Below are 13638 nucleotides of genomic sequence, written 5' to 3'. Positions count from 1 at the left end.
GCTGGTCGCAGGTGTGGAAGGGGCGACTCGAGTCATCTAATCGCAACCCTTGGGGGCTGTTGCTGCCGGTCATGTGCGGGTCAGAATCTACGCGCGTTATCTACGCGCGTCGTTCACAGATTCCGCGAGGAGAGTCAGCCATGCCGTTGAACCGCCGGAAGTTCCTGGAGAAGTCCGCCGTGACCGGGGCGGGGGTGGCGCTGGCCGGTGCGGTCTCGGCGCCGGGTGCTCGGGCGGCCGAGGAGAGCGGCACCGCCGAAGAGGGCGCGAAGCGGTACGCGTTCACCGTGATGGGGACGACGGACCTGCATGGCAACGTCTTCAACTGGGACTACTTCACGGACAGGGAGTTCGACGACAAGGACCACAACGACGTCGGCCTCGCGAAGGTCTCGACGCTGGTGAACCGGGTCCGTGCGGAGAAGGGCCGCCGCAACACGCTGCTGATCGACGCGGGCGACACCATCCAGGGCACGCAATTGTCGTACTACTACGCCAAGGTCGACCCGATCACCGCCGAGGGCGGTCCGGTGCATCCGATGGCGCAGGCGATGAACGCCATGGAGTACGACGCGGCGGCGCTCGGCAACCACGAGTTCAACTACGGCATTCCGGTGCTGCGGAAGTTCGAGCAGCAGTGCCGTTTCCCGCTGCTGGGCGCGAACGCGCTGGACGCGCAGACGCTGCGGCCGGCGTTCGCGCCGTACAGCATGCACCGGCTGCGCACGCCGCACGGGCGGGACGTGAAGGTGGCGGTGCTGGGTCTGACCAACCCGGGGATCGCGATCTGGGACAAGGCGAACGTGCAGGGGAGGATGACGTTCCCGGGTCTGGAGGAGCAGGCGGCGAAGTGGGTTCCGAAGCTGCGGTCGATGGGCGCGGACGTCGTGATCGTCTCGGCGCACAGCGGTTCGTCGGGGACGTCGTCCTACGGTGACCAGTTGCCGTACATCGAGAACGCGGCGGGGCTGGTGGCCGAGCAGGTGCCGGGCATCGACGCGATCCTGGTCGGGCACGCGCACACGGAGATCCCCGAGTACTTCGTGACCAACAAGAAGACCGGCAAGCGGGTCGTGCTGTCGGAGCCGCTGAAGTGGGGGCAGCGGCTGACGCTGTTCGACTTCGAGCTGGTCTGGGCGAAGGGCTGCTGGCAGGTCGAGAAGGTGGGCGCGAAGGTTCTCAACTCCAACACGGTGGAGGAGGACTCGAAGATCACGCAGCTGCTCTCCGACGAGCACCGGAAGGTCGTGGCGTACGTCAACCAGGTCATCGGCACCAACGCGGCGGAGATGACGTCGGCCGAGGCGCCGTACCGGGACGTGCCGATCATCGACCTGATCAACCACATCCAGGCGGACACGGTGAAGCAGGCCCTGGCGGGCACCGAGTACGCCGCGCTGCCGGTGCTGTCGCAGGCCGCGTGCTTCTCGCGGTCGGCCAGGATCCCGGCGGGCGCGGTGACGATCCGGGACGTGGCGGGCCTGTACGTCTTCGAGAACACGCTGGAGGCGCGGCTGATGACGGGTGCGCAGATGAAGGCGTACCTGGAGTACTCGGCGAACTACTTCGTGCAGACGGCGCCGGGTGCCGCGGTGGACCCGGCGAAGCTGACCAACGCGAACGGCACGCCGGACTACAACTACGACGTGGTGAGCGGGCTGCAGTACGAGATCGACATCGCCAAGCCGGCTGGTTCGCGGGTGACGAACGTGCGGTTCGAGGGGCAGCCGCTCGCGGACGACGCGAAGTTCGTGTTCGCGGTGAACAACTACCGGGCCAACGGCGGCGGGAACTTCCCGCATGTCGCCGCTGCCCGGCTGCTGTGGTCCAACTCGGAGGAGATCCGCAACACCATGATCGCCTGGGTGAAGGCGAAGGGGTCGATCGATCCGGCCGGGTTCGCCGCGGTGGACTGGCGGCTCACGCGGGACGGTGCGCCCGTCTTCTGAGCCCGGGGCTTTGTCACCTTCGGTCGACGAGCGGGGTCAGGACCGGTGCCTCGCGGGGTGGCGGTACCTGCTGCGGCCGGGTCAGGCCGAAGGTGGTGAAGGCGGTTCGGCGCGGCAGCGCGTACGCCTCGCGGCCGGTCAGGGAGTTGAGGATGAGCGCGCTGCGCCAGGCGGTGAGGCCGAGGTCCGGGGTGCCGATGCCGTGGGTGTGGGTCTCGGCGTTCTGGACGTAGACCGTGCCGGTGACGGACGGGTCGAGGACGAGGCGGTGGTCCTCGTCGACGCGGGGGCGTTCGCGGTTGTCGCGGCGCATGTAGGGGTCGAGGCCGGCGAGGATGCGGTCGAGGGGGCGCTCGCGGTAGCCGGTGGCCAGGACGACGGCGTCGGTGGTGAGGCGGGAGCGGCTGTTCTGCGGGCCGTGTTCCAGGTGCAGTTCCACCTTGGTGGTGGCGACGCGGCCGGCGGTGCGTACCCGGACGCCGGGGGTGAGGACGGCGTCGGGCCAGCCGCCGTGCAGGGTGCGGCGGTAGAGCTCGTCGTGGATGGCGGCGATGGTGGCGGCGTCGATGCCCTTGTGGAGCTGCCACTGGCCGGCGACCAGGCGGTCGCGGGTGGGCTCGGGCAGGGCGTGGAAGTAGCGGGTGTGGTCGGGGGTGAAGTGCTCCAGGCCGAGTTTGGAGTACTCCATGGGCGCGAAGGCCTCGGTGCGGCCGAGCCAGTGGAGTTTCTCGCGGCCGGCGGGTCTGCCCCGCAGCAGGTCGAGGAAGATCTCGGCGCCGGACTGCCCGATGCCGACGACCGTGACGTGCTCGGCGGCGAGGAGGGCGGCGCGGTGGCCGAGGTAGTCGGCGGCGTGCAGGACGGGCACGCCGGGGGCTTGGACGAGGGGCTTGAGGGGGTCCGGGACGTGGGGCTCGGTGCCGATGCCGAGGACGACGTTCCGCGTGTGGGTGCGGCCGAGGGCCTCGGCTTCTCCGTCGGTGCCGAGCTGGGTGAAGTCGACCTCGAAGACGTCGCGTTCGGGGTTCCAGCGGACGGCGTCGACCTGGTGGCCGAAGTGGAGGCCGGGGAGGTTCTCGCAGACCCAGCGGCAGTAGGCGTCGTACTGGGCGCGCTGGATGTGGAAGCGTTCGGCGAAGTAGAAGGGGAAGAGCCGCTCGTGGGATCTGAGCCAGTTGAGGAAGCTCCAGTGGCTGGTGGGGTCGGCGAGGGTCACCAGGTCGGCGAGGAACGGGACCTGGATGGTGGCGCCGTCGATGAGCAGGCCGGAGTGCCATCCGAAGGCGGGGCGCTGCTCGTAGAAGGCGGTGTCGAGTTCGCGGAGCGGGTGGGCGAGCGCGGCGAGGGAGAGGTTGGCGGGGCCGATGCCGATGCCGACGAGGTCTCGGGGGGCGTGGGGCTCGTGGTGCGGGTGGGGTTGCGGGGTGGGGCCGGGGGTGGGGGCGTTCATCGGGGGGTGTTTCCTTCCGCGAGTGTCGCTTGCCTCGCTGCGACGAGGTGCAGCAGGGCGGCCAGGTCGTCGGGGCCGGTGGCGGGGTTGAGGAGGGTGGCCTTGAGCCAGAGCCGGCCGTCGAGGCGGGCCCGGCCGAGGACGGCGTGCCCGTCGGTGAGGAGCGCGCGGCGTACGGCGGCCACGGTGTCGTCGGTGGCGTCGGTGGGCCGGAAGAGGACGGTGCTGATGGCCGGTGGGGAGTGGAGTTCGAAGCCGGGGTGCTCGTGGACGAGCCGGGCGAACTGGCGGGCGTGGGCGCACACCTGGTCGACGAGCGCGCCGAGGCCGCCGCGTCCGAGCGTCTTGAGGGTGACGGCGAGTTTGAGGACGTCGGGGCGGCGCGTGGTGCGCAGGGACCGGCCGAGCAGGTCGGGCAGGCCCGCTTCGGTGTCGTCGGCGGCGTTCAGGTAGTCGGCGCGGTGGCGCAGGGCGGTGAGGTCCTGGGAGTTTCTGACGGCGAGGAGGCCTGCGGCGACCGGCTGCCAGCCGAGTTTGTGCAGGTCGAGGGTGACGGTGTCGGCGGTGTCGAGGCCGGTGAGCCGGGGGCGGTGGCGGTCGCTGAGGAGGAGGCCTCCGCCGTAGGCGGCGTCGATGTGCAGGCGGGCGCCGTGGGCGGTGCAGCGGTCGGCGATCTGTGGCAGGGGGTCGATGAGCCCGGCGTCGGTGGTGCCTGCGGTGGCGGCGACGAGCAGCGGGCCGGGTGTGCGGGTGAGTGCCTCGTCCAGCGCGGCCGGGTCGAGGCGGCCGGCCGGCGCGGGGAGCACGAGGGGCTCGGGCAGGCCGAGCAGCCAGGCGGCCCGGGCCAGCGAGTGGTGGGCGTTCGTCCCGCACATGAGCCGCACGGTCCCGCCGTACGTCTCCCGTGCGAGGAGGAGGGCGAGTTGGTTGGCCTCGGTGCCGCCGGTGGTGATCAGGGAGCCGGCTGTCGCGCTGTGCGGGTAGACCTCTTCGGCCAGTGCGGCCGTCACGAGGGCCTCCAGCTCCGAGGCCCCCGGTGCTTGGTCCCACGAGTCGAGGGACGGGTTGAGGGCGCAGGCCGCGAGGTCGGCGGCTGTGGCGAGGGCGAGGGGCGGGCAGTGGAGGTGGGCGGCGCACAGGGGGTGGGCCGGGTCGGCCGCGGTCTCGGCGAAGGCGTGGACCAGGGTGTGCAGGGCGTGCGGGTCTCCCTGGCCGGGCAGGATCTCCCCCACCGTCTCCCGTATCCGCGCCGCGACCGCGTCCGGCCCGCCCGCCGGCAGCGGCCCGCCCCGTGCCCTGGCGCCGGTGTCGAGCGCTGTGAGCACGGTGTGCAGCAACGGCCGCAGGGCGGACGGGCCTTGGGGGCCTGAGGCGAGGGGCGGCGTGCTCATGGGCTGTCCTCCGGGGCGCTGGGGCGGCGCGCCCGGATAGCCCAACGACCGGATGGGGCATGAGGTACCTCCGTGCGGGGGAACCTGCCGGAACCCGCGGGGCGGGCTGTCGTCCCGCTACGTCGTCCGCCCGGTCCTCGCCCCGGTCCGCGCGGGGGCGGGCAGGGTGGTCGGTGCTCTCCCGGACGGTGACCGCGCTCTGCGGCGGCGTGCCGACCGGGCGGCGGACGGCCTCAGCAGGCGCCCCCGGCGGGGTACGTGGGGATGGGCTCCGGCCCGCCTCGTCGCGGCGGACCGCGCCCGGAGGCCGGGGGAACACTCACCGCCCGCCCGTCTTGGCGGGAACAGCCTGCCGGCCCGCGGACAGGGGCCGCCGGCCCGGCCCGCCGGCGAGGGGACGGGACAGGTGACGAGCCCTTGCCGCGCCTCAGTCCTCCCGCGGGCCCCGCTGCACTCGCAGGGCCCGTGCCAGGTCGTCGAGTTGGTCGGTGAGCTTGCGGCGGAGCGCGGGGATCGGCGCGGCGTCGCGCAGGCACTCCTCGCCGAGTCGGAGGTTCTCGGCGTCGACGGCGTGGGCGGGGAAGGCGTCGTGGCCGACGGCGACGGCGATGGCGGGGCCCCGGCGGTCGGCGACGGTGACCGCGTCGGTGTAGTAGCGCGGTACGTACGCGCGTACCAGGTCGGCCTGTTCGGGCTGCCAGAAGCCCTGGGCGGTGGCGGTGAACAGGTAGGCGGACAGGTCGTCGGAGTCGAACATCGACTGCCAGGCGCGCGCCTTGCCCTCCGGGTCGGGCAGGGCGGCCCGGCAGCGGGCGGCGCCCTCCTGGCCGGTGGCGCTCGGGTCGCGTTCCAGTTCGGCGGTGATGGCTGCCTCGTCGGTGGCGCCGAGGACGGCGAGCCGGGCGAGGACGCGCCAGCGCAGCTCGGGGTCGAGTTCGGGGCCGCCCGGCACGGTGCCGTCGGCGAGCCAGGCGGCGATGGTGTCGGGGTGGGCCGCGACGTCGATGCGGTGGCGTACGGCGATCAGGCGCAGGCCGGGGTTGTCGCCGTCCTCGGTGCGGCGGATGAGGTCCCGGCACAGTTCGGTGAGGGTGGCGAGGGCGGCGGGCCGCTCCTCGGGCGTGACGTAGCGGTCGGCGATGTGTGTGGCCGCGAAGGCGAGCACGCCTTGGACGATGGCGAGGTCCGTCTCCAGCGGGAGATGGGCCCGGGCGGTCTCCAGGTAGGCGGCGGGTGCCAGTTCGCCGTCCCGGACGGCGTCGCGCAGGGCGTTCCAGACGACGGCCCGGGTGAGGGGTTCGGGGAGGCCGGACAGGTCCTTGCGGACGGTTTCGAAGGATTCCGGGTCGAAGCGGACCTTGGCGTAGCTGAGGTCGCCGTCGTTGAGGAGGAGCAGGGCGGGGCGCTTGCCGATGGGGTGGGCTGTGGTCCGCGGCAGGTCCAGGTCGAGGCGTTCGCGCAGGACGAGGTGTCCGCCGTCGTCGCCGAGGTCGCGGTCGTACAGGCCGGCGGCGATGTGGTGGGGGCGGCTGCCTGCGCGGTCGACGGTGAGGGCGCAGGTGCCGTGGTCGCCGGGGGCGACGTGCGGGGTGAGGGTGTCGACGCCGGTGGTGCGCAGCCAGGCGTCGGCCCAGGCGGGCACGTCGCGTGTGGTGGCGCCGGCGAGGGAGTCGATGAAGTCGGCGAGGGTGGCGTTGGCGAACCTGTGGCGGGCGAAGTGGGTGTTGATGCCGGCGAGGAAGTCCTCCTCACCGAGCCAGGCGACCAGTTGACGCAGCGCGCTCGCGCCCTTGGCGTAGGAGATGCCGTCGAAGTTCATCAGTGCGGCGGCGGTGTCGTCGACGGCCTCGGGGGCCACGGGGTGGGTGGAGGGGCGCTGGTCGGCGTCGTAGCCCCAGGCCTTGCGGTTGATGCCGAAGTCGGTCCAGGTGTCGCGGAAGCGGGTGGCTTCGGTGAGGGTCTGGTAGCCCATGTACTCGGCGAAGGACTCGTTCAGCCAGATGTCGTCCCACCACTTGAGGGTGACGAGGTCGCCGAACCACATGTGGGCCATCTCGTGGGCGATGACCATGGCGCGGGTCTGCCGCTCGGTGTCGGTGACGGCGGAGCGGTAGACGAACTCGTCGCGGAAGGTGACCAGTCCGGGGTTCTCCATGGCGCCCGCGTTGAACTCGGGGACGAAGGCCTGGTCGTAGGAGTCGAACGGGTAGGGCTCGTCGAACTTCTCGTGGTAGCGGTCGAAGCAGGCGCGGGTGACGTCGAGGATTTCGTCGGCGTCCTCGTCAAGGTGGGGGGCGAGGGAGCGGCGGCAGTGCAGTCCGAAGGGCAGGCCGCGGTGTTCGGTGCGCACCGAGTGCCAGGGGCCGGCGGCGACGGCGACGAGGTAGGTGGAGATGAGGGGGGTGGCGGCGGCCTTCCAGAGGCCGTCGCCGGTGTGTTCGGTGATGCCGTTGGCGAGGACGGTCCAGCCTTCCGGTGCTTTCACGGCCAGTTCGAAGACGGCCTTCAGGTCGGGCTGGTCGAAGGCGGCGAAGACGCGCTGGACGTCGTCCATGAACAGCTGGGTGTAGACGTAGGTTTCGCCGTCGGTGGGGTCGGTGAAGCGGTGCATGCCCTCGCCGGTGCGGGAGTAGCGCATCCGCGCGTGGACGCGCAGTTCGTGCTCGCCGGCGGTGAGGTTCTTCAGGGGCAGCCGGTTGTCTTCGAGGGTTTCGGGGTCCAGGGGTTGTCCGTCGAGGGTGACGGAGCGCAGTTCGGCCGGCTTGATCTCGACGAAGGTGTCCGCGTGCGCGCGGGCGCTGAACCTGATCAGGGTGCGGGAGTCGAAGGTCTCCGCGCCGGTGGTCAGGTCGAGTTCGATGGCGTAGCGGGTGACGTCGAGGAGCTCTGCTCGGGTCTGCGCTTCGTCGCGCGTCAGTACGGACATGAAGGACATGCTGCCTGATGGCACCGGCGAGGCACAGAGGCGGATCGGTATGCGCCCGATGTCCGCTCTACGTACGGTCTTTTTCCAGTTCCCCGGCGTGCGCCCCCATGGGTCGCGGGGGTGGTACCCGCGTGCCGGGAGGCATCAGGGAGGGGCGCGCGGGGTCCGCGTCGGTGCCTTCGTGCTCCTGGACGACGGCGCGCAGGCGGCGCACCTCTCGTTCCAGGGCGAGGTGGCGCCGGCGCGCGTCGAAGAGGTAGCGGACCTTGGTGCGCAGGGCCCAGGGGTCCACGGGTTTCAGGACGAGGTCGGCGACGCCGAGGCCGAAGGCGGCGGTGGTCAGTTCGTGGTCGGCGCCGAATCCGGTGAGCAGGATCACCGGGATGTGCTGGGTCTGTTCGACGCGCCGCATGTAGCGCACGACCTCCAGGCCGCTGACGCCTGGCATGCGCACGTCGAGCAGGAGCAGGCCGACCTGGCCGCGTAGCACCTGTTTGAGTGCCTCGTCGCCGCTGGTGGCCCGGCCGAGCAGGTAGCCCAGCGGGGCCAGTGCGCTCTCCAGCGCGTACAGCGTGTCCTCGTGGTCGTCGACGATGAGGATCCTGGTATCCGACGGCATGGCCCGACGCCCCTCCCTCGTGGAGGACCAGAGTAGTCCGGGACACTGACGCGCAGTGCTCGTCAGCTGACATGCTGTGCACAGCGCAGCATGCCCCGCGCGCGCCGTGGTGTCACTCCCCCTGCGGGAGCTCGCGCGCCGTCAGTCGTGGCCCGGCGCGGTGCCGTTGAGTGCCTCCTCGGCGATGCGCTCGTGGTGGCGGATGACCTCGGCGACGATGAAGTTCAGGAACTTCTCGGCGAAGGCCGGGTCAAGTTTGGCGTCCTCGGCGAGCGCGCGCAGCCGGGCGATCTGGCGGGCCTCGCGGGCCGGGTCGGCGGGTGGCAGCTGGTGCTCGGCCTTGAGGTGGCCGACCTGCTGGGTGCACTTGAAGCGCTCGGCGAGCATGTGGACGACGGCGGCGTCGATGTTGTCGATGCTGTCGCGCAGCCGGGCGAGTTCCTCGCGGACGGCGGGGTCGACGTCACCGGTTCCGGTGTTGCTGGTGGTCATGGAGCGTCAGCCTACGGGGAGGGCGCCCGGCGTCCGCGGGGTGTCTCACGACTCGGCGGGGCTCAGGCGCTTGTGGAAGCAGACGTCCTCGTGCCCGCCGGGCACGCCCTGGACGCGGCCGCTTTCCCGGTACCCGAGCCTCGGGTAGAAGCCGGGCGCCTGGAAGCTGTAGGTGGAGACGATCATGTCGGTGCAGCCGCGCCGGACGGCCTCGGTCTCCGCCGCGCGCATCAGCCGGCTGCCCCAGCCGGCGTGCCGCTGGTCCTCACGCACCCAGAGCAGGTCGACGGAGCACAGGGTGCCCCAGGTCCAGGCGGTCAGGCCGCCGATCAGATCGCCGCTCTCGTCGGTGATGCGGACCGAGAGGGGTTCGGTGGTGGCCCCGCCGGCGGCGGCGGTGTTGAAGGCGGTCAGCTCCTCGTCGAGCCGCTTTTCCAGTTCGTCGTCCTGGCCGTCCACCCGGAGCCGGGCGGCGACGGAGCGCTGTTCGCTGGTCACGGCACGGATTGTGCCAGCGGCGGCGGGCGGCCACGACCGGTTTTCGCGGCCGCGGCACGGTCCCGTGGCCGTCACACTTCCGTAGAGTGGAACCGGGTTCTGGGCGTCTTGGGGGTGAGGCGTGGCGAACGACGGGCCGGTCGAGCACGGCTACCCGCATCTGGAGACGGTGCGGGCCGCCGTCACGGCGCTGTACAGGCGGCTGTCCTGGGACACGATCCAGACGTTCGGGACCAGTGTGCTCCCCGCCGACGTGGCGTTCTGCGACACCGACGACCTGTATCTGGGGGCGCAGCGGGTGGCGCGCGAGCTGGTGCGGCACTTCCGGCTGCCGGACGCCCGGCTGATCGTGAGCTTCCGGGAGATGCGGCACGCGGCGAGCGTCGAGCTCGCGGCCGGGCCGGAGTACTTCGTGGAGCTGAACGACCGGTTCCGTACGCATCGGCGGGACATCGGGGCGGCCCTGGCCCACGAGGTGGCGCACGTGTATCTGCACCGCCTGGACCTGTCGTTCCCCGGCGTGAGGGACAACGAGATCCTGACGGACACGGCGACGACGTACCTGGGCGCCGGCTGGCTGCTGCTGGACGCGTACCGGGAGCACGGGGCGTCGTCGCAGAAACTGGGGTATCTGACGCCGGAGGAGTTCGGGTACGTGCTGGCCAAGCGCGCGCTGGTCTTCGGGGAGGACCCCTCGCTGTGGTTCACCAGCCCCCAGGCTTACACGGCGTACGTCAAGGGCATGACGCTGGCCCGCCGCGACGGGCAGGAGCCGCCGCTGACGGCGGCGGGATGGGCCGGGCGGCGCCGCTACGCACGGGACCGGCGGCACGCCCCGGCCGGACCGCCGCAGCCGGGGGTGCGCTACCGGTTCTCTCCGGACGGGGGCGGGCGGCTGCGGGTGTCGTTTCCCTGCCCGACCTGTCATCAGCGGATCAGGGTGCCGGTCAGCGGGCGGGTCCGTGCGCGGTGTGCGCTGTGCCGGAGCGTGCTGGAGTGCGACACCTGAGCGGCCGGCGCGTTCAGTGCCGGTGATCGCCGCTGGTGATCTCCCGGTACTCCTCCACCGTCGGCTTCTCGATCCGCGCGTCGGGCCCGAACATGGCCTTCGCGAGCCGGGCGCGCAGCCGCTCGGAGCGCTTGACCCTGCGGCGCACGCCGTGCGCGTCGACCACGGGTCCGATCTCGTACGGCGGGTTCTGCTCGTGCTGGGTGAGGGTGAACAGCTGATCCTGCGACAGGGGCTCGTGCACCTCGGTGTACTCGCCGGTGGGCAGCCGTTTGACGGTGCCGGTCTCCCTGCCGTGCAGCACCTTGGCACGGTCGCGGCGCTGGAGCCCCATGCAGATCTTCTTGGTGACGACGAAGGCGGCGACCGGCAGCACGAACACGCCGATCCGCACGAACCAGGTGATCACGTTGATGGACAGGTGGAGATGCGTGGCCACGATGTCGTTGCCGCCGCCGATGAGCAGCACCGCGTACAGGGTCAGCCAGGCCACGCCCAGGCCGGTGCGCACGGGCGCGTTGCGGGGCCGGTCCAGGATGTGGTGCTCGCGTCTGTCGCCGGTGATCCACGCCTCGACGAACGGGTAGACGCCGATGGCGAGCAGGATCAGCGGGAACAGCGAGAAGGGGATGAACACGCCGAGCACCAGCGTGTGGCCCCAGAGGTTGATCTCCCATCCCGGCATCACCCGGATCAGGCCCTCGGAGAAGCCGAGGTACCAGTCGGGCTGGGCACCGGTGGTGACCAGGTCGGGGCGGTAGGGGCCGAAGGCCCACACGGGGTTGATCTGGGCGAGGGCGCCCATCACCGTCAGGACCCCGAAGACGAGGAAGAAGAATCCGCCGGCCTTGGCCAGGTAGACCGGCAGGAAGGGCATCCCGACGACCGACCGCTCCTTGCGTCCGGGGCCCGGGAACTGGGTGTGCTTGTGGTAGAAGACCAGGATCAGGTGGGCCGTCACCAGGCCCAGCATGAGCCCGGGCAGCAGCAGGATGTGGACGGGGTACAGCCGCGAGATGATGTCCTCGCCCGGGAACTCCCCGCCGAAGAGGAAGAACGACAGGTAGGTCCCGACGATCGGGATCGACAGGATCGCGCCCTGCGCGAAGCGGATGCCGGTCCCGGACAGCAGGTCGTCGGGGAGGGAGTAGCCGGTCAGGCCGGTGATGATGCCGAGCATCAGCAGCGTCCAGCCGAACACCCAGTTGAGTTCGCGCGGCTTGCGGAAGGCTCCCGTGAAGAACACCCGCATCATGTGCACCAGCATGCCGGTGATGAAGACGAGCGCCGCCCAGTGGTGGATCTGCCGGATCAGCAGCCCGCCACGCACGTCGAAACTGATGTCCAGCGTGGACTCGAACGCCTTGGACATGAGCACGCCGTTGAGTTCCGTGTAGGAGCCGTCGTAGACGACCTCCTGCATGCTCGGTTCGAAGAAGAGGGTGAGGTAGACGCCGGTGAGGATCAGGACGACGAAGCTGTAGAGGGTGACCTCGCCCAGCATGAACGACCAGTGGTCCGGGAAGACCTTGCGCATGTTGGCCCTGGCCAGGGCGTAGAGGCCCAGCCGCCCGTCCGCCCAGTCCGCGAGCTTCTCACCCTTGCCGGCCGGGGGCCTGCGGTGAGCGGAACCCGTCCCGTACACCCGGCGTGCGCCGTCGTCGCCCATGCGTCGTCGCCTCCCCGTGGGATCCTTCCCAGCGTGGCACGGCGCGGCCAGGGCGCAAACGGGGCGACAGCCAGCTGGGCCAAGGGGCGGGTTGAGGGCGAGCGGCGTCTCAGCGGTCCTCGGGGCCGGGCACGATCCCCCGGGCCCTGGCGGCCACCAGCCACCTCGGGAACTCCCCCACCAGCCGGTCGTACAGCTCCTCGTCCGGCACGCTCCGAGGATTTTCACCCGCGGGGAAGAACCCGGCGTTGTCGACGATCCGCTTCTCCGGTACGGCCAGCTCGTCGAGCCCCCGCAGGAAGTCGAACTGCTTGCCGCCCGGGTCGCCGAAGCCGATGAACTGCCAGAACAGGGGCAGCTTCGCGGCCTTGCACAGGTACCGTTCCGCGGCGGGTCTGCTGCTGGGCCCGCCGTCGGTCTGGAAGACGACCAGGGCGGGATCCCGGGACCCGCTGTCCAGGTAGTGGTCGATGACGGCGTCCATCGCCAGGTGGTAGCTGGTCTTCCCCATGTGGCCGAGCCCGGCGGCGATCCGGTCGATCCGCCCTTGATGGCCGGCCAGGGCGATCTCGGTCTCGGCGTCGACACCGGTGGAGAAGAACACGACCGGCACGGTGCCGTCGTCGTCCAGGTGCGCCGACAGCCCGAGCACCCGGTCGGCCAGCGCCTGCACGCTGCCGTCCTTGTAGTACGGCCGCATCGAGCCGGAGTGGTCGATCACGAGGTAGACGGCGGTGCGCAGCCCGTCGAGGCCGTGCTCGGCGAGGGACACGCCGGCGCTCTTGTAGAGGTTCACCAGCGCGGGAGCGGTCTGCTGGACCTTGCTCAGACTGATCGCGGCCATGGCCGACAGCCTTTCACGCCTCGACGACCACTCCGTCGCTCAGTTCCAGCACCCGGTCGGCCAGGCCGAGGAGTTGGGGGTCGTGGGTGGCGACGAGGGCCGTGACGCCCTCGCTGCGGACCACGGCCCGCAGCAGTTCCATCACCGCCAGAGCGGTGGCCGCGTCCAGCTGGCCCGTCGGCTCGTCGGCGAGCAGCAGGGCCGGGCGGTTGGCGAGGGCCCGGGCGATGGCGACCCGCTGCCGCTGACCGCCGGAGAGCTCGGCGGGCCGCTGCGCCTCGTGTCCGGCTAGACCCACCAGGGCCAGCAGCAGCGCCACCCGCTCCTCGCGGTCACGCGGCTCGGCGCGGCGCAGCCGCAGCGGCACGCCCACGTTCTCGGCGGCCGTGAGGATGGGGATGAGCCCGAAGGACTGGAAGACGAAGCCGATCCGGTCGCGGCGCAGTTCCAGCAGTTCGCTCTCGCTCAGCGCCGACAGGTCGGTGCCGTCGACGACGACACGGCCGGCCTGCGGCGAGTCGAGGCCGCCGATCATGTGCAGCAGCGTCGTCTTGCCGGAGCCCGAACGGCCCCTGAGGGCGACCAGTTCACCGCGCCGCACGGAGAAGGAGGCCCCGCGCAGCGCGTGCACGGCCCCGGCGCCCGTGCCGTAGGAGTGGTGGACGTCCTCCACCCGCAGCATCTCCTCGCCGGACGCGTCGCCGGCGAGGGCGGCACCGGATCCCGGGCTGGTGTTCTCGGTCATCACCGCATCCCATACGGAACCGGTCGGGAAGGTCAAGAGCTGGACG

11 protein-coding genes are annotated in these 13638 nt (G+C 71.4%); 2 read left to right on the top strand and 9 right to left on the bottom strand.

Going from position 1 to position 13638, the window contains the following annotated elements; all coding sequences use genetic code 11:
* Positions 1-140: 140 nt before the first annotated feature.
* Entirely contained in the window at positions 141-1949 is a 1809-nt protein-coding gene (locus IE212_RS26130) for a bifunctional metallophosphatase/5'-nucleotidase (protein WP_190200405.1), read from the top strand.
* 13 nt (positions 1950-1962) lie between these two features.
* On the opposite strand, the gene IE212_RS26125 is transcribed toward IE212_RS26130, so the two are convergent.
* The 6 genes from IE212_RS26125 to IE212_RS26100 form a co-directional block, all read right to left on the bottom strand.
* Positions 1963-3399 carry a lysine N(6)-hydroxylase/L-ornithine N(5)-oxygenase family protein gene (locus IE212_RS26125; protein ID WP_190200404.1) on the bottom strand — a complete coding sequence of 479 codons (1437 nt, stop codon included), beginning with the start codon at positions 3397-3399 and terminating at the stop codon, positions 1963-1965.
* A complete protein-coding gene (locus tag IE212_RS26120; RefSeq protein WP_190200403.1) occupies positions 3396-4790 on the bottom strand; it encodes a pyridoxal phosphate-dependent decarboxylase family protein in 1395 nt (464 codons plus the stop codon). The genes IE212_RS26125 and IE212_RS26120 overlap by 4 nt, the downstream gene beginning before the upstream one ends.
* A gap of 427 nt (positions 4791-5217) precedes the next feature.
* Positions 5218-7716, bottom strand: coding sequence for an aminopeptidase N (gene pepN, locus IE212_RS26115; protein ID WP_190200402.1), 2499 nt, complete (start codon positions 7714-7716; stop codon positions 5218-5220).
* Positions 7717-7783: 67 nt separating this feature from the next.
* Positions 7784-8335: a response regulator gene (locus IE212_RS26110; RefSeq protein ID WP_190200401.1), complete on the bottom strand. Its 552-nt coding sequence runs from the start codon at positions 8333-8335 to the stop codon at positions 7784-7786.
* Between the two features lie 141 nt (positions 8336-8476).
* Positions 8477-8827, bottom strand: a complete 351-nt coding sequence (locus tag IE212_RS26105; protein ID WP_190200400.1) for a chorismate mutase — start codon at positions 8825-8827, stop codon at positions 8477-8479.
* Between the two features lie 45 nt (positions 8828-8872).
* Complete coding sequence (locus tag IE212_RS26100) at positions 8873-9325, bottom strand: GNAT family N-acetyltransferase (RefSeq protein ID WP_229864589.1); 453 nt, start codon at positions 9323-9325, stop codon at positions 8873-8875.
* A 121-nt stretch (positions 9326-9446) separates the two neighbouring features.
* Here IE212_RS26100 and IE212_RS26095 point away from each other — a divergent pair, with 121 nt between their 5' ends.
* Complete coding sequence (locus IE212_RS26095; RefSeq protein ID WP_190200399.1) at positions 9447-10334, top strand: hypothetical protein; 888 nt, start codon at positions 9447-9449, stop codon at positions 10332-10334.
* Between the two features lie 13 nt (positions 10335-10347).
* Here the strand turns inward: IE212_RS26095 and qcrB are convergent, their stop codons facing one another.
* The 3 genes from qcrB to IE212_RS26080 all read right to left on the bottom strand — a co-directional run bounded on the left by qcrB (position 10348) and on the right by IE212_RS26080 (position 13592).
* Complete coding sequence (qcrB, locus tag IE212_RS26090; RefSeq protein ID WP_190200398.1) at positions 10348-12003, bottom strand: cytochrome bc1 complex cytochrome b subunit; 1656 nt, start codon at positions 12001-12003, stop codon at positions 10348-10350.
* 109 nt (positions 12004-12112) lie between these two features.
* Positions 12113-12847: a vWA domain-containing protein gene (locus IE212_RS26085; RefSeq protein ID WP_190200397.1), complete on the bottom strand. Its 735-nt coding sequence runs from the start codon at positions 12845-12847 to the stop codon at positions 12113-12115.
* 13 nt (positions 12848-12860) lie between these two features.
* The gene (locus IE212_RS26080) at positions 12861-13592 is read right to left on the bottom strand and encodes an ABC transporter ATP-binding protein (RefSeq protein ID WP_190200396.1); all 732 of its coding nucleotides are present in this window, start codon (positions 13590-13592) and stop codon (positions 12861-12863) included.
* Positions 13593-13638 lie beyond the last annotated feature (46 nt).

It is taken from the genome of Streptomyces djakartensis, from assembly GCF_014651075.1.
Taxonomy (GTDB): domain Bacteria; phylum Actinomycetota; class Actinomycetes; order Streptomycetales; family Streptomycetaceae; genus Streptomyces; species Streptomyces djakartensis.
The sequence above is the reverse complement of the archived record's forward strand: the minus strand, read 5'-3'. Positions and strand labels throughout refer to the sequence as shown.